This is a genomic window from Acidobacteriota bacterium, assembly GCA_016195325.1.
Taxonomy (GTDB): domain Bacteria; phylum Acidobacteriota; class Polarisedimenticolia; order JACPZX01; family JACPZX01; genus JACPZX01.
On record JACPZX010000003.1, the window covers coordinates 38,811 to 55,522 of the forward strand.

A 16,712-nucleotide genomic window follows, 5' to 3' on the forward strand; every position below is an offset into this window, starting at 1 on the left:
CGGCGTGACGGTGACAGCGCCCACCCGGTGAGGATAGAATCGCCCACCCGACATCATGCCCTCCATGAGGAGATACCCTTGAGATCGAGACGCGCGATCGCCGCTTCGTTCATTCTCCTGCTCCTGACCGTCGCCGGCACGCTGACCGTCGGCGCCTCGCGCGCGTCGGGAGCCCTCACGCCCCCCTCCCCCGCCGCCGATGGGCAGGTCCTCGTCCGGTTCCGGGAATCGGCGGGCGGGGCGGCCATCGCGGCGACGCACGCGCGGCTCGGCGCCTCGATCACGTACCGCTCCCCGCGGACGCGATGGCAGGCCGTCAGCCTCCCCGCGGGGACCGACCCGCAGGCGATCGTGAGGCGGTACAGGCTCGACCCGTCCGTCGAGGCGGCCGAGTTCGTCCGCGCGCGGCACATCGCGAAGAAGCCGAACGACCTCCGCCTCATCCAGTGGCACCTCAACAACGTGGGCCAGGCGGTCTCCGGCGTCGCCGGGACGCCCGGGGCCGACATCAACGCGCTGAAGGCCTGGGATCTCACCACCGGCAGCCTCGCCGTGACGGTCGCCGTCCTCGACACCGGAATCGATCGAACGCGCGGCGATCTGTCGTCGCGCCTCCTCCCCGGCGGCATGGACTTCATCAACAACAACATCCCCATCGACGACAACGGGCACGGCACCGGGGTCGCCAGCATCATCGGCGCGGTCGGCAACAACGGGAAGAGGTTGACCGGCGTGGCCTGGAAGGTCTCGCTCCTTCCCATCAAGGTCTGCAACTCGCTCGGCGAGTGCCCCGAGTCGGCGATTAACCAGGGGATCGACTGGGCGGTCACGCACGGCGCGCACATCATCAACATGAGCATCGCGTGCGACGAGAACCCGAACCCATCCTTGGGCTGCGTCGGCATCCAGTCCGGCGACTGCTTCTCGCAGGCCGAGCTCGACGCGGTCAAGTCCGCGCAGGACGCGGGGGTCACCGTCGTCATGGCCGCGGGAAACTGCGGCGGCAACAACGACGACGCCACGTCGTCCTATCCGTGCGCCTACGACCTCTCCGGCACCGTCTGCGCCGGCGCGACGAACAACCTCGACAACAGGCCGGGGTTCAGCGACTTCGGCCCCCAGACGGTCGACATCGGGGCGCCGGGAGCCGACGTGCCGATCTACTTCGTCTCCCCTCCGGGCGGAACGCTCATCGCCGACGGAACCTCGTTCGCGTCCCCGAACACCGCCGGCGTCGCGGCGCTGCTCCTCGCGCGCGGTCCGTTCGCCCCGGCGGCCGTGAGGGCCCGCATCGTCCTCGGCGGGAACCACACCAACAATCTCGCCACCCAGTTCGCCGGCGGGCGCCTCGACGCGTTCGAGACCGTGAAGGATCTCTTCCTGAAGGGGCTCGCCTACTCGACCGATCTCCCAGGCTCGGTCAACCTCCTCGCCGACATGAACAACGACGGCGAGGCGGACCTGATCCGCGGCGGTGGGGGCGGGTTCAGCGTCTCTCTCGCGGCCGCGAGGTCGCCGAAGTTCGACGCGGCCCAGCAGTGGACCGCCTCGCTTCCCGGCACGGCGAACCTCACGGGCGACGTCGACGGCGACGGCCGCGCCGACGTCATCCTCGGCGACGCGGCGAACGGCTTCCAGGCTCTCCGCTCGACCGGCACGACCTTCCTTCCGGTGGAGTCCTGGAGCGGCCAGGTCCCCGGCGCGCTCAGCGCCGCCGGCGATTTCGACGGCGACAACCGCGCCGACGTCGTCACCTTCACCAGCGATTTCGAGGTCCTGATCTCGGCCGGGACCGCCTTCGCGGCGCCTCAGTCGTGGAGCAGTGACACGGCGGGCTCGTTCATCGCCGCGGGGGACGTCGACGGGGACGGCAAGGACGATCTGATCAACTGGACGCCGTTCGGCACCGGCGCGCACGTGGATGTGTCGCTCTCGACCGGAACCGCCTTCGGCGCGTCGTCGCTCTTCGTGAACGCCGTGGCGCTCGATCCGAACAGCACGCTCACGCCGGTGGGGACTTCCGATTTCGACGGCGACGGGATGTCGGATCTCCTCGCGGTCGACTCCCTGACGCACTGCGTCATGGTGCTTCGGTCGACGGGGGCGGCGTTCGCGCAGGCTCGCCCCTGGGCGTGCCCGGGCGCGGCGGGGGTGGTACTCGCGGGCAGGGTCGATGCGTCGAAGGACAGCCGGGCCGACGTCCTGGTGAACGTCGGCGGGGCCTCCTGGCAGATGCTGCGTTCGGTGAAGTGAGCCCTTGAGGGGCCGGCGACCGCCGGCCTCAGACGCCTCACGTCCCTCCGAAGCCGATCGTCACCTTCCCCTTCTCGACGATCACCGGGACTTCGCGCCCTCCGCGGCTGTGCTTCAGCATCTCGGCGAGTTGAGCCGCGTCTTTCTTCACGTTGTGGTAGACGACTTCGTATCCTCGCGTGCCGTAATCCTCACGGGCGGCGTTGGTGTACGGTCACGTGTCCTTGCCGAAGATCAGCACCTGCTCGGGCATGGTGGGTCCTCCTTCGGGGGGAATGTAGTGCACGGAGATGCCGGAGGGCCACGATGCACATCGCCATCCTCACGTTCTAAGGGTTCAACGAGCGGTACTCTTCGCGCGTCATGCGGAACATCGCGCCGTATCGCCCGTAGACCTGTCGTGTGCGAACAGGTCACGCCCTGAACCCACGATCGATCTACTCCCCGGAGCCCGCGAAGGGATACCTCCCCGCGGGCGCTTTCGCTCCCATCCTGTGCATCCTGATCGTCGCCGTCCCCACGGTCGGCGCGTCGTTCCTCCTCGAGCACTATGGCCTGGTGGACGCGAACGGCGACCCGACCAGCCTGCCGGGGCTCTTCGCCTTCCTGGTCCTCGCGTTCTCGGCGCTGGGGCTCGTCGTGCTGGGGTGGGTCCGGTTCATCGAACGCCGCCCCTTCGCCACGATCGGCCTGGCGGGCGACGGGAGAGCGAAAAGCTTCCTGCGCGGCCTTGCCGTCGGCGCCGCGATGTCCTTCGCCGTCGTGGCGGCGATCTGGATGGCGGGGGGTCTCGAGGCGGGCGGCTATGCGAGAGCTTTCGGCTCGCCGATCGCCCTGATCCAGATCGGACTCCTTCTACCGTGCTTCGCCCTCCAGTCCAGCGCCGAGGAGATCGTCTTCCGCGGCTGGCTCCTCTCCGCGATCGCCCGCAAGCTCAACGTCCCCCTCGCCGTCGTGCTGACATCCGGGATCTTCACGTTCCTGCATTACAGCCCGCACCAGCACTGGCTCGTGATACTGAGCTCGTTCCTTTTCTCGGCGTTCACCTGCGCCTGGGCGCTGAAGACCGACAACATCTGGGCGGTCATGGGGTGGCACTCGGCGTGGAACTGGCTGATCGCGATCGGGTTCGAGCTGCCGCTCACCGGGATGGACGTGAAGATGCCGGCGCTTCTCGTCAAGCTGATCCCCATCGGGCCGGCGTACCTGACCGGCGGAGCCCAGGGACCCGAAGGGAGCTACCTCTGCAGCGTGATCCTCGCCGCCGGGAGCGCCTTCCTGATCTCGCGCGTCAGGATGCGCTCCCCTTCATCATCGCCGCCATCCGGCGGTGCATCTCTTCCTGCGACACCCGCTCGATGACCGCGCAGATCGTCCACTTGTTGCCTCCGACGTCCTTCACCGAGGCGGTGCGGTAGCCGTAGAACTGGTTCGCGGGCGGAGCGGACGAGGTGGCGCCGGCGGCGAGCGCGCGCTTGTACGTCGCGTCGACGGCCGCGGCGTCGGCGACGTAGTACGAAAGCGATGCCGGCATCGGATCGGCCCCCGGCATCGTCTCGCCGAGCATCACGACCGAGTCTCCCAGGAGCACCTCGCAGTGAGCCACTGTGCCGCCGGGGCCGTCGTATCGGTCAACGACCTTGCCGCCGAACGCCTTCTCCATGAACTCGACGACCTTCGCGGCATGGGGGACGCTGAATCCGGGCGTGATGGAATGGTGACCTTCAGGACGCGGCAGACTGGCCATGTTCACCTCCTGTGGACAACGTTACCGGATTTCCGGCGCGGTGGAAACCTCGATCCGCCACACTCCCCTGGCTCGGACCGCGACGACGCTCCGCCCGTTCGCCGACACCCGGAAGTCGCTGACCGGCGCCTTCATGATCTCGCGCGGCGTCGCCCCGGGTCCATCGAGTTGCATGAGGCGGTGCCGGCCGATCGGCCCATCGAGGAAGAGCACGGGGCCGTGATCGAGGGCCACGATGGCTCCCCCCTCGCCGACACCCGGCTCGCGAAGCCACTCGGTCAAAGCCCCCGGCTCCCAGACGAAGAGCATCCGCTCCGATCGATCGGCGTCGTCCCACCATCCGGCGATCGGAGGCCTCGCTCCCCCTGGCGAGCTTCCCCAGCTCACGCGCGGCGTCGGGCCCTGCGGAAAAACGAGGGCGTCGATCTCGACGCCCGCATCGTTCACGACGGCGACGCGCGGCAGGAGATTCTCGTCGAGATCGGTGAAGAGCCAGCCGCCCGGCGCACCGTGGAGCTGCGCGCGGCAGCCGTCGCGAAACGACACCGCGGAGCCGCGCCACGTCCCGGGGGCCGGGACCACCGCGCGGTAGATCGAACCGCAGTCGTCGTCCCAACCGACGAAGGCCCCCTCGGCTCCCGAGGCGTCCCAGACGAACGACGACGCCGGGAGGCTGAACTTCGCCCCGTCGATCCACGGGTCCTCGACGACCGGCGCCGGCACGAGCGTGATCGCGCCATCGCCCTCCACCACGGCGATCTGCCCCCATCCCTCGCCCGAGAGCCACGTGAAGGCGAGCCGATCGCCGGCCGGTGACCAGGCGATGTCGTCGAGCGCGTAGCTCGGCGCCGCGAGCCCCGCCCGCTTGAGGTCCTCGGCGGCGACGCGGCGATGCGGCGAGGCGCCGGCGAGATCGAGCGTCCAGATCTCCTCCCCCGTCGGAGTGCTCCGGACGTACGCGATCGACCTGCCGTCCGGGGACCAGGCGGGACGGGAGGCGTCGTGGTCGGGGGGGGTGAGGGCCCGCCCCGGCGCTATTAATAAGGTAGCGGCCAGGGCGGCCCGCAGCGTTCTCTTCGTTTTATCGCCCCGTCTCGATGGTCGGGAAGAAGTACCTCATCTCGTCCGCCGCGCTCTCGGGGGAGTCGGAGCCGTGGATGACGTTCCTCTCCACGTTCGCGGCGAACTTCTTGCGGATGGTGCCGTCGGCCGCCTTCGCCGGATCGGTGGCCCCCATCAGCTCGCGCAGGCGCGGGATCGCCTCCTCGCGCTCGAGGACCATCGGGAGGCACGGCCCCGAGGACATGAACCTCGTCAGGTCCTCGAAGAACTTCTTCCCCTTGTGGACCGCGTAGAACCCCTCGGCCTCGGCCTTCGACATGTGAAGCATCCGGGCCGCCAGGATCCGGAACCCCTCCTTCTCGAAGACGGCGATGATGGCGCCCACGGACTTCTGCTCGACGCCGTCGGGCTTGATGATGGTGAGCGTTCTCTGGACCATGGTCTCCCTTTCGTGATTCGATCGGTGCGTCTCGTCAGTGCGCGTCGCGCATCGCCCTCTCGACCGTCTCGCCGAGGGCCGCCGGGCTCTCCGCGACCGCGATGCGGGCCGCCTTGAGCGCCGCGACCTTCTCGGCCGCCGTTCCCTTGCCGCCAGCGATGATCGCCCCGGCGTGCCCCATCCTCTTTCCCGGAGGGGCCGTCTGGCCGGCGATGAAGGCGACGACGGGCTTCTTCACGTTCTTCCGGATGAACTCCGCCGCCTCTTCCTCGGCGGCGCCGCCGATCTCGCCGATCATGAGCATCGCCTTCGTCTCCGGGTCGGCCTCGAAAAGCGTGAGGGCGTCGATGAAGTTCGTGCCGATGATCGGGTCGCCGCCGATGCCGATGCAGGTGCTCTGGCCGATGCCGCGCTGCGTGAGCTGGAAGACCGCCTCGTAGGTCAGCGTTCCGCTCCGCGAGACGACGCCGACCGGCCCGCGCTTGTGGATGTAGCCGGGCATGATCCCCACCTTGCACTGCTCGGGGGAGATGACCCCGGGGCAGTTCGGGCCGATGAGGCGCGTCGCCTTCCCCTTCAGGAAGGCGTTCACGCGGATCATGTCCATCGTGGGGATCCCCTCGGTGATGCAGACGACGAGGGGCATGCCGGCGTCGGTCGCCTCGAGGACGGCGTCGGCCGCCGCCGAGGCGGGGACGAAGATCAGCGAGACGTCGGCGCCGGTCCTCTCGCGGGCCTCCGCGACCGAGTTGAAGACGGGGATCTCGTCCACCTTCTGCCCCCCCTTGCCCGGGGTCACGCCGGCGACGACTTTCGTGCCGTAAGCGACGCACTGCTTCGCGTGGAAGCCCCCCTCCTGACCCGTGAGCCCCTGGACGACGATGCGGCTTCCGCTGTGGACCAGGATGCTCATGCCGCCCTCCCCGAGGTCGCGGCGACGACCTTGGCCGCCGCGTCCTTCATCCCGTCGGCGACGGTGAAGTTGAGGCCCGACTCCCTCAGAATCTTCCCGCCTTCCTTGCTGTTCGTCCCTTCGAGGCGCACGACGATCGGCACCGCGACATGGATCTTCTTCACCGCCTCGACGACCCCTTGCGCGACCACGTCGCACCTCATGATGCCGCCGAAGATGTTGATGAGGACCGCCTTCACGTTCCTGTCGGAGAGGATGATCCGGAAGGCGTTCTCCACCTGCTGCGCCGAGGCGCCCCCGCCGACGTCGAGGAAGTTGGCGGGCGAGCCCCCGGCGAGCTTGATGATGTCCATCGTCGCCATGGCGAGGCCGGCCCCGTTCACCATGCAGCCGACCGTGCCGTCGAGCTTGATGTAGTTGATCGAGAACTTCGAGGCCTCGACCTCGAGCGGATCCTCCTCGTTGAGATCGCGCATCTCCTTGATGTCGGGATGGCGGTAGAGGGCGTTGTCGTCGAAGGTCATCTTCCCGTCGAGCGCGAGGAAGTCCCCTCCCTTCGTGAGAAGGAGCGGGTTGATCTCGGCGAGCGACGCGTCCGTCCCCTCGAAGGCCTTGTAGAGCGAGGCGAGGAGGGCGCCAAACTTCCCGACCAGCGGCCCGGTCAGACCCAGGCCGAAAGCGATCTTCCGCGCGACGAAGGGCTGGAAGCCCGCGGCGGGATCGATCCATGCCTTCAGGATCTTGTCCGGAGTCTTCGCCGCGACGTCCTCGATGTCCATCCCACCTTCGGTGGAGGCCATGATGACGTTCCTCGCCGCGGCGCGATCGACGACGAGGCTCACGTAGTACTCCTTCTGGATCTCGACCGCCTCCTCGACGAGGACGCGCTTCACGACGCGCCCCAGAGGGCCCGTCTGGTGCGTGACGAGGGTCATGCCGAGCATCGTTTTCGCGATCGACTCGGCCTCGTCGGGGCTCGCGGCGAGCTTGACCCCGCCACCCTTGCCGCGCCCCCCGGCGTGAATCTGGGCTTTCACGACGACGCGCCCGGAAAGGCGCTTCGCGATGTCGCGCGCGTCGTTCGCCGACGCCGCGACCTCGCCGTGCGGCACCGGCACGCCGAACCTGGCGAAGATCGCCTTCGCCTGAAACTCGTGGATCTTCATCGAGCGGACACCTCCAGCGCGGGCGAATCCTTGCGGGAATGGAAAGAGGCCGTAGTATAAGGAGGCGCCCCGGCGGGAGTCAAAATTATCGCCCGATCCAAACCCTGCCGCCCCCGCATGCGTCTAAATGTCGGGAGGCTCACCCATGTCCACGTTGATGCAGGATCTCCGCTACGCGCTCCGCTCGATGGTTGGAGCGCCCGGCTTCACGGCGCTGGCCGTCGTCACCCTGGCCCTCGGCATCGGCGCGAGCACCGCGATCTTCAGCGTCGCGAACGCCGTCCTCTGGAAGCCCCTTCCGTATCCCCGCGCCGACGCCGTCGTCGCGATCGGGGAAGCGTCCCCCGACGGCGAGAGCAACGTCGGATTCGCGACCTTCAAGGACCTCGAGCGCGAGAGCCGGACGCTCGCCTCCGTGACAGTCGCCTCGGAGTGGCAGCCCTCCCTGACAGGCGTGGGTGAGCCGGAGAGGCTCGAGGCGCAGCGCGTCACGTCCGGGTACTTTCGCACGCTGGGGGTGCACCCGGCGCTCGGCCGCGACTTCATGGCCGCCGACGACGTCAGGGGGAGCCACTACTCCGTCATCCTGAGCCACGGCCTGTGGAAGCGCCGGTTCGGCGGCGATGCCTCGCTCATCGGGAAGACGATCGCGCTGAACGAGCATCCCTACACTCTCGTCGGCGTGATGCCCGAGGACTTCCAGAACTTCATCAAGCCGGCGGTGGAGGCATGGGCGCCGCTCGGGTACAACGAGAGCCTCCCCTGGGCCTGCCGCACGTGCCGGCACCTTCGCGCCTTCGGGCGCCTGCGCGAGGGGGTCACACTCGCCGAGGCCGACCAGGAGCTGAACCACATCTCGGCGGACATCGTCCGGGCGCACCCTCAGGATTACGCCGCTCCCGGCGTGATCGTGACGCCGCTCGGCGAGCGCCTCACGCGCTCTATCCGCCCCGCGCTGTTCGCCCTCCTCGGCGGCGTCGGCTTCGTGGTCCTCATCGCCTGCGCGAACGTCGCGAGCCTCCTCCTCGGCCGCGCCGTCCGTCGCGAGAGCGAGTTCGCCGTGCGCGCCGCCCTCGGCGCCGGCCGATGGCGCGTCGTGCGGCAGCTCCTCACCGAGACCGCGCTTCTCTCGCTCGCGGGCGGGGGGGCGGGGATCGCCCTCGCGGCTTGGGGGATCCGGGCGCTCCGCGCCCTGAGCCCGGCGGGCCTCCTCCGCGCGGGCGACATCCGCATCGACGGGCCGGTCCTCGCCTTCGCGCTCGGGCTCTCGCTGATCACGGGCCTCCTCGCCGGCCTCGCGCCGGCGATCGTCACCGCGCGCCGCGACCTCCAGGGAGCGCTCAGGCAGGGCCCGCGTTCCTCGTCGCCGCGCTCGCACGCGCTGCGAGGAGCGCTCGTCGTGGCCGAGATCGCCCTCGCGCTGATCCTCCTCGTCGGCGCCGGCCTCCTCCTCCGGAGCGTCGACCGCCTCCTCGCCGTCGACCCGGGGTTCGACCCGAAGGGGATCCTCTCGATGGAGGTCAGCACCTCGGGCGCCCGGTACGAGAAGGACGAGCCCACGCTCGCCTTCTTCGCCCGGGCCGGAGAGGCGGTCGGGCGGCTTCCGGGGGTCGAGTCGGCCGCGTGGGTGAGCCAGCTCCCGCTCGGAGGCAACTTCGACAGGTACGGGATCCAGATCGAGGAGAAGCCCCTCGCGAACCCCGAGCTCGGTCCCTCGGCCGATCGCTACGCGGCGAGCGCCGGGTATCTCAAGACGATGGGGATCCCCGTCCTCCGCGGCCGCGGCATCACCGACGACGATCGCGCCGGCGCCCCTCCCGTCATCCTGATCAACGACACCTTCTCCCGCCGCACCTGGCCGGGAGAGGATCCGATCGGCAAGCGCGTCCGGCTCGGCGACCCGAACGGCCCGTGGCGCACCATCGTCGGGATCGTGGGGGACGTGAAGCACACCGGCCTCGACGCCGATCCGACGAATCAGATCTACCTCCCGCAGCCCCAGTGGGGGGACTCGAGCATGGTCCTCGTCGTGAGGACCCGCGCCGCCGCCGCGGATCTGACGGCGTCGGTGCGGCAGGCCGTCTGGAGCGTGGACAAGGACCAGCCCATCGCCGCGATCGCCACGATGGATCAGCTCTACGACACCGCCACGGCGCGCCGGCGCTTCGCCCTCGAGCTCTTCGAGGTCTTCGCCGCCGTCGCCCTGGCCCTCGCGGCCGCGGGGATCTATGGCGCCCTCGCCGCGAGCGTGAGCGAGAGAACGCGGGAGATCGGCATCCGCTCCGCCCTCGGCGCCACCCGTGGCCACATCCTCGCCCTGGTCATGCGGCGCGGCGCCGTCCTCACGTTCGCCGGCCTCGCCCTCGGCGCGGCGGGGGCGCTCGCCGTCGCGCGGCTCCTCGCCGGGCTTCTCTTCGCCACTTCGGTGAACGACCCTCTGACCTTCGCGACCGTCGCCGCGATCCTCGCCGCCGTCGGCCTCGCCGCCGCCTTCGTCCCCGCCTGGCGCGCCGCGCGCGTCGATCCCGTGATTGCGCTCCGATCGGAGTAGGGGTCATGATGGGGCCACTCGACGGAGGTCCCCATGATCGCCCGCACGTGGCACGGGCGCGTCCCCCGCGCGAAGGGGGGCGCGTACTCTGAGTTCTTGATGCGGCAGGCTCTCCCCGACTACTCGAAGACCCCCGGGAACCGCGGCGTTTTTTTCTTCCGGCGCGAGGAGGGGGAGGTCACGCACTTCCTTCTCCTCGAGAAAGAGCCCTTCGTGACGCACTACGAGGTCCTGCACGCCCCATGAAGCCGCGGGCGATCCTGCTCGATCTCGGGGGGACGATCCTGGACGAAGGGACCGACGACTACCGCGCGGGGGCGGAAGCCCTCGCTCAGGAGTTGAAGAACCTCGGCGGCGTGGTCCCGCGTGACCCGGAGGTCCTCTGCGAGAGCTTCGCCCGCGAGTGCGACCGGGTCCACCAGACGAACGTCCCCGACTTCACGATCGCCGACTGGATGCGCCGGCTGGCTCCGGGGGCGACGGGGAGCGAGCTGGCCGATCTCGAGCTGGCGCTCTGGCGCGCGACCACGTCGATGACGCCGATGCCCGGCGTCGCCGCGGCGCTCGATTCCATCCGCGCCCTCGGCATCCCGATGGCGGTCGTGAGCAACGCGGTCTTCTCCTCGCGCGTCCTCGAGCACGAGCTGCAGCGCCACCGCCTCGCCGCGCACTTCCGCTTCGTCCTCTCGAGCGCCGACGCCGGCGCGCGAAAGCCGGACGCGAGGATCTTCAGGAAGGCGCTCGATCGGCTGCGCGAGGCCCCCTCCGGTGTCTGGTTCGCGGGCGACTCGTGGGAGAAGGACATCGTCGGGTCCTCGGCCTGCGGGATGTCGCCGATCTGGATCTCCGCGGCGCCTCCCCCGCCGGGCGGCCGCGTCCCCCATCTGCGGATTTCGGGATGGGGGGAATTCCTCGAACACCTTTCGAGCGAGGTGAGCCCATGACGCGCGAAGGCGGCTGCTTCTGCAAGGCGATCCGTTACCGGACCGAGGGCGACCCCCTCGTCGTCACGCACTGCCACTGCATGCACTGCCGGGGGACGAGCGGGGCGGCCTTCATCACGTGGTCGGAGTTCCCGTCGGATCGATTCGAATGGACGAAGGGGAAGCCGGCGAGCTTCGAGAGCCGCCCCGGAATCACGCGGACGTTCTGCGGCGCGTGCGGCACGCCTCTCACGTACCAGAGGACCGGCGGCTGGAAGACGATCGACGTGACGACGTGCAGCTTCGACAACCCCGAGACCTTCGAGCCGCAGGATCACATCTGGTGCCGGCGCCTCCTCCCGTGGATTCACCTCGGCGACGACATCCCGCAGTACCCCGTCAAGCGCACGGACGGCTAAACTGCGCGTTCCCCGGGAGGAGACGATGACCCGACGACACGCTCTCGCCACCGCGCTCTGCCTGCTCGCCACATTCTCCACCGCGGCCGCGAAGGAGCCCGCGCACCCGACGCTGCTGGTCCTCATCTCGGTCGACCAGCTCGTCCCCGACCTCCTCGATCGGGTGGCCCCGCAGCTCGACGGCGGGATCAAGAGGATCTCCGCCGAGGGGCGCGTCTACACCCATGCCGATCTCGGCTACGCCATGAGCGCGACGGGGCCCGGGCACGCGACGCTCGGCACTGGCGCGTACCCCGCCACGAGCGGCATCATCGGGAACGAGTGGATTGATCGCGAGACGCGGAAACCCGTCTACTGCGTCGGCGACGCCGACGCGAAGCCGGTCGAAGGGGAGGGGGGCGCCGTCTCGCCGAGGAATCTTCTCGTCGACGGCCTCGGCGACTGGCTCAAGCAGGCGCGTCGGGGGACGAAGGTGATCTCGGTGGGAGGGAAGGACCGGAGCGCGATCCTCCTCGCCGGAAAGCACCCGGACGAGGTCTTCTGGTACGACGGCGCGACGGGGCACATGGTCTCCTCGACCTATTACTTCCCCACCCGGCTCCCCGCGTGGGCGAAGGAGTGGAACGCCGCCGACTTCACGGGGCATCACACCCCCGACGCGTGGACGAAGCTCCTCCCCGAGAGCGCGTACGCCGCGGACGGCCCCGACGATTTCCACGCCGAGGCGAACGGCGGGGCGGCGCGAACCTTCCCGCACGCCTTCGACCCGAAGCTCAAGGCAAAGCAGCAGATGACGAGCCCCTACTGGGATACTCTCCTCCTCGACTTCGCGAGCCGGGCGGTGCGCGAGGAGAAGCTCGGAAAGCGCGGCGGGACCGATCTCCTGACGATCGCCCTCTCGGCCACCGACTACATCGGCCACACGTACGGCCCCGACAGCCACGAGGCGCACGACAATCTCCTGCGCCTCGACCGATCCCTCGGCGAGTTCCTCGCGACGCTCGAGAAGGAGGTCGGCCGTGAGAATCTGATCGTCGCGCTGAGCGCCGATCACGCCGTGATGCCGAACCCCGAGTTCACCGCCGAGATCCGTCACGGCGCCGCGAGGCGCATCAAGTACGGCGAGGCGATCAAGCCGGGGGTCGCCGCCCTCGATCTCAAGCTGCGCGCCGACTTCAAGGCCGACGCCGCGCTCTTCTGGATGGACGACTGGGGAAGCGGCGGCTTCCTCGACGCCGCGGCGGCGGCGAAGGCTGGGGCGTCCCTTCCCGAGATCGAGCGGCGGCTGCGCGAGGGGCTCATGGCGATCGACGGCGTCGTGGACGTCTTCTTCCGCGACGAGCTCGAGAGCGCGAAGGCGCCGGACCGCCCGTACCTCGACAAGTTCCGCCGCAGCGACCAGCCGGCGCGGAGCGAGGACTTCAGCGTCCTCTACTGCGAGAGCTGCCTCGTCGCGACCAGCATGCTCACCGCCGAGCACGGATCGCCGTATGGCTACGACACGCACGTCCCCATCATCCTCTGGGGCGCGACGGTGGCGGCCGGTCGCGACGCGAGCGCCGTGCACACGGTGGACGTCGCTCCCACCCTGGCGCGGGCGGCCGGAGTGGCCCCCGGAAAAACCGCGGAGGGATCGGCGCTTCCCGGAGCGTTTTCGGCGAACTGAGCTTGCCGGAATACCCGGTGGCGCGATACGATTCCTCCATCCCCGCGCACCCGCCCCGAGAGGTGCCGCCATGACGAACCGCATGCCCGCGATCGCCGCACTGCTCTGCATCGCCGCGCTCACCCAGCCCCGGGGGGCTTCGATGGACATGTCGCAGGTCCAGTATCCCTTCGGGATCCTGACCTCCGATCTCTCCTGCCCGGCCGCGACGCATCTCCTCCGGCATCCGTGTCCCGGCTTCCCGGCGGAGGCGTACGTCGTCTTCGACAACGGGCGCGAGGTGACGCGGTACGAGAATCAGAACGTCTCGCTCCGCGGAGCGCTCGACACCACCTCGTGCTCCCTCCCGCTGCTGCACGCGACGAGGATCACGAACAGCTTCGCTTTCCCGGCGTGCCCGATCCCGTGATCGCGTGACCGCCCGGCCCCGCCCGCCCGCGCGGTGGACGACGAGGCGGCTGACGCTGCGCCCGCCGCGCCGCGCCGACGCGCGCGAGGTCTTCGCGGCGTACGCGCAGGACCCCGAGGTGACCCGCTACCTCCTCTTCCGCCCGCACCGGCACGTCAGAGAGACGATCGACTTCGTGCGCCGCTGCCGGGCAGGCTGGGAGACGGATGGCCCGTTCACGTGGGCCCTCCTCGAGAGGAGGTCGGGGCGCCTCGCCGGCATGTGCATGATTCGAGTCCAGGGACACGCCGTCGAGCTGGCGTACGCGCTCGCGCGGCCGTACTGGGGACGGCGGCTGATGGCCGAGGCGATGAAGCCGATCGTCGCGTGGGCGCTGGCCCGGCCGGAGATCCAGCGCGTCTGGGCCACCTGCCACGTGCGGAACACCGCGTCGGCCCGCGTCATGGAGCGTCTCGGCATGAAGCGCGAGGGGATCCTGAGGAAGTGGGCGGTCTACCCGAACCTCGGCGACGTGGCGCAGGACAGCTCCTGCTACTCGCGGGTGAAGGGGACGCGAGGGGCTTGATTCCCCGCGAGGGGCCGTGCACTCTACGGGCTCATCATCTGGAGCCCTCATGGACATGCGCGAGTTCCGCGACGCGGGGCACCGCGTCGTCGATCGGATGGCCGATCTCCTCCAGGAGATCGAAGGCGCCCCCCTCTTCACGAAGATCGAGCCGCGGGCGCTCCACGCCCTCTTCGACGAGCCCCTTCCCCAGGGGCCGACGCCGCTCGCCGATCTGATCGGCGAGCTGGAGTCGAAGCTCCTCCCCTACTGCGCGCACGTGAACCATCCCGGCTACTTCGGCCTGATCACGCCGACGCCGCTTCCCGCGGGGATCCTCGGCGACTTGATCGCCTCGGCGCTCAACCAGAACGTCGGCGCCTGGTCGATCGGTCCGTCGGCGACGGCGCTCGAGCGGCGGACGGTGAGGTGGCTGACCGATCTCGCCGGATACGACGGCCGGGCCGGCGGCAACCTGACGAGCGGCGGGATGACCGCCAACCTCATCGGGATGAAGCTCGGGCGCGACTGGGCGACGGGCGACGAGGCTCAGCACAAGGGGATCGCCCCGGGATGGGCGGCGTACACCTCCGAGGAGCGCCACGTGTCGGTGGACAAGGCGGCCGACGCGGTCGGGATCGGCCGCGACAACCTCCGCATCATCCCCACCGACGAGAGCTTTCGCATCCGCCTCGATCTCCTGGAGCAGGCGATCGCCGCCGATCGGAAGCGGGGGATGAGGCCGATGGTGATCGTGGCGATGGGAGGGAGCACGAACACCGGCGCGGTGGATCCCCTGCCGGCGCTGCGGGCTCTCGCCGACCGCGAGCGCGCGTGGCTGCACGTCGACGCCGCCTACGGCGGCGGGATGCTCCTCTCGTCGAGGCACGCGGGAGTCCTCGACGGCCTCCACCTCGCCGACTCGGTGACGGTGGACCCGCACAAGTGGTTCTTCGCGCCGCTCGACGCGGGGGCGATCCTCGTGAAGGACGAGTCGCGGCTCACGAAGTCGTTCGGCATGCAGCCCGCGTACCTGACCGACACGATGGACCGGACCGACGAGCGCTACAACTACTACGTGCACGGCCTCGAGCAGTCGCGGAGGTTCCGCGGCCTCAAGGTGTGGATGGGGCTCAAGCGCCACGGCGCCAGGGCGATCGGCGCGTGGGTCGACGCGAACGTCGATCACGCGCGGCGCCTCCACGATCTCGCGGCGGCGGATCCCGACTTCGAGCCCGCGACGCGGCCCGTGATGTCGGCGGTCTGCGTCCGCTATCGCCCCGAGGGGCTCGACGAGCCGGCGCTCGCGCGCGTGCACGCGACGGTCGCGCGCCGCATCGAGGAGGGAGGACGTTTCTGGATCTCGACGACGGTTCTCAAGGGGCGCACGTGGTTCCGGATCTGTCCCGTCAACTTCCGCACGCGGACGGAGCACATGGACGGGCTCTTCGAAGAGATGAAGCGCGAGTGCGCGGTCGCGGCCGGGGAGGTGAGATGATGAGACATCGCATGGCGTGGCTGGCCGCGGCCTTCGTCGTGGGCCTTGCCGTCGTCGTGGGCATGGCGGTCGCGGCCGAGTCGAACATGACGGACCCGCCCGGCGACGAGTCCCCCGCGATGCGCGGCCTCATCGACAAGGCGGCGGCGCTTCTCGGGGCGACCATGGTCCCCGAACAGTTCCTGGCCGATCCCCATTACATGCCCGCTCACGAGTACCCGCGCTTCCGGCAGGCGATCAAGGACCACGCGAAGCCCGGGAAGCTGACGATCGTCGTCCCCGACGAACCTGGTGAGACGCTCACCGTGATCGCCACGGTCGAGAGCGCGAGCGGAAGCCCGGTCAAGGACGCGCTCGTCTACGTCTACCAGACGAGCGCGAAGGGGTGGTACTCGGATCGCGCGCCGCACTACGCGGCGAACTCGGGCGACCAGAAGCACGCGCGCCTCTTCGGGTACCTGAAGACCGACGAGCGCGGCGCCTTCGAGCTGCGCACGATTCACCCCCAGGGATACCCGAAATCGGATCTGCCGGCCCACATCCACGTCGAGATCACGCCTCCCGGGGGCGGCGCGCCCACGATCACGGAGATCCGATTCGACGACGACCCGCGCATGACCGATGCGATGAAGGAGGCGTCGCGCCGGGAGGGGTTCGTCATCACGCACGTCACGAAGGACGACAAGGGAGGGCTCCATGCCGAGACCGAAATCGACCTCCGCTAGGGTGGCTCCGCGCGTCACCGGGATCGGGGGCGTCTTCTTCAAGGCGAAGGACCCCGAGCGCCTCGGCGCCTGGTACCGCGAACATCTCGGCCTCGCGATCGAGGCGTGGGGCGGGACGAGCTTCCCGTGGCGCGACGCGGCGGACCCGAAGCGGAAGGGCTCGACGGCCTGGAGCCTCTTCCCCGCCACGACGAAGTACTTCGATCCCAGCACCGCGCCGTTCATGGTCAACTACCGCGTCGCCGACCTGGATCGAGTTCTCGCCGCGCTCCGGGAGGAAGGATGCGCCGTCGATCCGCGGATCGACGAGTCCGAGTTCGGCCGTTTCGGCTGGGTGATGGATCCCGAGGGCAACCGCATCGAGCTGTGGCAGCCGCCGAAGGGAAAGTGAGAGGAG

18 protein-coding genes are annotated in these 16,712 nt (G+C 69.7%); 12 read left to right on the top strand and 6 right to left on the bottom strand.

Annotated elements, in window-relative coordinates:
• Positions 1–78: 78 nt before the first annotated feature.
• The gene (locus tag HY049_00455) at positions 79–2,253 is read left to right on the top strand and encodes a S8 family serine peptidase (protein MBI3447379.1); all 2,175 of its coding nucleotides are present in this window, start codon (positions 79–81) and stop codon (positions 2,251–2,253) included.
• Positions 2,254–2,290: 37 nt separating this feature from the next.
• Here the strand turns inward: HY049_00455 and HY049_00460 are convergent, their stop codons facing one another.
• Positions 2,291–2,506 (bottom strand): glutaredoxin family protein, encoded by a 216-nt coding sequence (locus HY049_00460; protein ID MBI3447380.1) that lies wholly within the window; start codon positions 2,504–2,506, stop codon positions 2,291–2,293.
• Positions 2,507–2,808: 302 nt separating this feature from the next.
• On the opposite strand from HY049_00460, the gene HY049_00465 reads away from it, so the two are divergent.
• Positions 2,809–3,615, top strand: coding sequence for a CPBP family intramembrane metalloprotease (locus HY049_00465; protein MBI3447381.1), 807 nt, complete (start codon positions 2,809–2,811; stop codon positions 3,613–3,615).
• On the opposite strand, the gene HY049_00470 is transcribed toward HY049_00465, so the two are convergent.
• The 5 genes from HY049_00470 to sucC are packed head-to-tail and all read right to left on the bottom strand — an operon-like array spanning position 3,545 to position 7,580.
• Positions 3,545–4,000: a VOC family protein gene (locus HY049_00470; protein MBI3447382.1), complete on the bottom strand. Its 456-nt coding sequence runs from the start codon at positions 3,998–4,000 to the stop codon at positions 3,545–3,547. The two genes, HY049_00465 and HY049_00470, sit on opposite strands and share 71 nt — an antisense overlap.
• 21 nt (positions 4,001–4,021) lie before the next feature.
• The gene (locus tag HY049_00475) at positions 4,022–5,068 is read right to left on the bottom strand and encodes a PD40 domain-containing protein (protein ID MBI3447383.1); all 1,047 of its coding nucleotides are present in this window, start codon (positions 5,066–5,068) and stop codon (positions 4,022–4,024) included.
• Positions 5,069–5,081: 13 nt separating this feature from the next.
• Entirely contained in the window at positions 5,082–5,501 is a 420-nt protein-coding gene (gene ndk, locus HY049_00480; GenBank protein MBI3447384.1) for a nucleoside-diphosphate kinase, read from the bottom strand.
• A gap of 34 nt (positions 5,502–5,535) precedes the next feature.
• Positions 5,536–6,414 carry a succinate--CoA ligase subunit alpha gene (gene sucD, locus HY049_00485; GenBank protein MBI3447385.1) on the bottom strand — a complete coding sequence of 293 codons (879 nt, stop codon included), beginning with the start codon at positions 6,412–6,414 and terminating at the stop codon, positions 5,536–5,538.
• Positions 6,411–7,580 (bottom strand): ADP-forming succinate--CoA ligase subunit beta, encoded by a 1,170-nt coding sequence (sucC, locus tag HY049_00490; GenBank protein MBI3447386.1) that lies wholly within the window; start codon positions 7,578–7,580, stop codon positions 6,411–6,413. Before sucC ends, sucD begins: the two co-directional genes overlap by 4 nt.
• A 145-nt stretch (positions 7,581–7,725) precedes the next feature.
• On the opposite strand from sucC, the gene HY049_00495 reads away from it, so the two are divergent.
• The 10 genes from HY049_00495 to HY049_00540 all read left to right on the top strand — a co-directional run bounded on the left by HY049_00495 (position 7,726) and on the right by HY049_00540 (position 16,706).
• Positions 7,726–10,131, top strand: a complete 2,406-nt coding sequence (locus HY049_00495) for an ABC transporter permease (protein MBI3447387.1) — start codon at positions 7,726–7,728, stop codon at positions 10,129–10,131.
• Positions 10,132–10,164: 33 nt separating this feature from the next.
• Positions 10,165–10,377, top strand: a complete 213-nt coding sequence (locus HY049_00500) for a hypothetical protein (protein ID MBI3447388.1) — start codon at positions 10,165–10,167, stop codon at positions 10,375–10,377.
• The gene (locus HY049_00505; protein ID MBI3447389.1) at positions 10,374–11,075 is read left to right on the top strand and encodes an HAD family hydrolase; all 702 of its coding nucleotides are present in this window, start codon (positions 10,374–10,376) and stop codon (positions 11,073–11,075) included. The genes HY049_00500 and HY049_00505 overlap by 4 nt, the downstream gene beginning before the upstream one ends.
• Complete coding sequence (locus HY049_00510) at positions 11,072–11,473, top strand: GFA family protein (GenBank protein ID MBI3447390.1); 402 nt, start codon at positions 11,072–11,074, stop codon at positions 11,471–11,473. Before HY049_00505 ends, HY049_00510 begins: the two co-directional genes overlap by 4 nt.
• Before the next feature lie 25 nt (positions 11,474–11,498).
• Positions 11,499–13,139: an alkaline phosphatase family protein gene (locus tag HY049_00515; GenBank protein ID MBI3447391.1), complete on the top strand. Its 1,641-nt coding sequence runs from the start codon at positions 11,499–11,501 to the stop codon at positions 13,137–13,139.
• Between the two features lie 70 nt (positions 13,140–13,209).
• Positions 13,210–13,548, top strand: coding sequence for a hypothetical protein (locus tag HY049_00520; protein MBI3447392.1), 339 nt, complete (start codon positions 13,210–13,212; stop codon positions 13,546–13,548).
• 4 nt (positions 13,549–13,552) lie between these two features.
• A complete protein-coding gene (locus tag HY049_00525) occupies positions 13,553–14,113 on the top strand; it encodes a GNAT family N-acetyltransferase (protein ID MBI3447393.1) in 561 nt (186 codons plus the stop codon).
• A 55-nt stretch (positions 14,114–14,168) separates the two neighbouring features.
• On the top strand, positions 14,169–15,590 hold the full coding sequence (locus tag HY049_00530; GenBank protein ID MBI3447394.1) for an aminotransferase class I/II-fold pyridoxal phosphate-dependent enzyme: 1,422 nt from the start codon (positions 14,169–14,171) through the stop codon (positions 15,588–15,590).
• Positions 15,587–16,315, top strand: a complete 729-nt coding sequence (locus tag HY049_00535; GenBank protein MBI3447395.1) for a hypothetical protein — start codon at positions 15,587–15,589, stop codon at positions 16,313–16,315. The genes HY049_00530 and HY049_00535 overlap by 4 nt, the downstream gene beginning before the upstream one ends.
• Positions 16,287–16,706 (top strand): VOC family protein, encoded by a 420-nt coding sequence (locus HY049_00540; GenBank protein MBI3447396.1) that lies wholly within the window; start codon positions 16,287–16,289, stop codon positions 16,704–16,706. The genes HY049_00535 and HY049_00540 overlap by 29 nt, the downstream gene beginning before the upstream one ends.
• Positions 16,707–16,712: the final 6 nt, after the last annotated feature.

What these genes read in the sequence shown, in the direction of transcription:
- HY049_00500 (MBI3447388.1), top strand. Translation starts at nt 10,165, where the DNA reads ATGATCGCCCGCACGTGGCACGGGCGCGTCCCCCGCGCGAAGGGGGGC.
- HY049_00495 (MBI3447387.1), top strand. Translation starts at nt 7,726, where the DNA reads ATGTCCACGTTGATGCAGGATCTCCGCTACGCGCTCCGCTCGATGGTT.
- HY049_00535 (MBI3447395.1), top strand. Translation starts at nt 15,587, where the DNA reads ATGATGAGACATCGCATGGCGTGGCTGGCCGCGGCCTTCGTCGTGGGC.
- ndk (MBI3447384.1), bottom strand. Translation starts at nt 5,501, where the DNA reads ATGGTCCAGAGAACGCTCACCATCATCAAGCCCGACGGCGTCGAGCAG.
- HY049_00515 (MBI3447391.1), top strand. Translation starts at nt 11,499, where the DNA reads ATGACCCGACGACACGCTCTCGCCACCGCGCTCTGCCTGCTCGCCACA.
- HY049_00505 (MBI3447389.1), top strand. Translation starts at nt 10,374, where the DNA reads ATGAAGCCGCGGGCGATCCTGCTCGATCTCGGGGGGACGATCCTGGAC.
- HY049_00510 (MBI3447390.1), top strand. Translation starts at nt 11,072, where the DNA reads ATGACGCGCGAAGGCGGCTGCTTCTGCAAGGCGATCCGTTACCGGACC.
- HY049_00470 (MBI3447382.1), bottom strand. Translation starts at nt 4,000, where the DNA reads ATGGCCAGTCTGCCGCGTCCTGAAGGTCACCATTCCATCACGCCCGGA.
- HY049_00520 (MBI3447392.1), top strand. Translation starts at nt 13,210, where the DNA reads ATGACGAACCGCATGCCCGCGATCGCCGCACTGCTCTGCATCGCCGCG.
- sucC (MBI3447386.1), bottom strand. Translation starts at nt 7,580, where the DNA reads ATGAAGATCCACGAGTTTCAGGCGAAGGCGATCTTCGCCAGGTTCGGC.
- HY049_00540 (MBI3447396.1), top strand. Translation starts at nt 16,287, where the DNA reads ATGCCGAGACCGAAATCGACCTCCGCTAGGGTGGCTCCGCGCGTCACC.
- HY049_00530 (MBI3447394.1), top strand. Translation starts at nt 14,169, where the DNA reads ATGCGCGAGTTCCGCGACGCGGGGCACCGCGTCGTCGATCGGATGGCC.
- sucD (MBI3447385.1), bottom strand. Translation starts at nt 6,414, where the DNA reads ATGAGCATCCTGGTCCACAGCGGAAGCCGCATCGTCGTCCAGGGGCTC.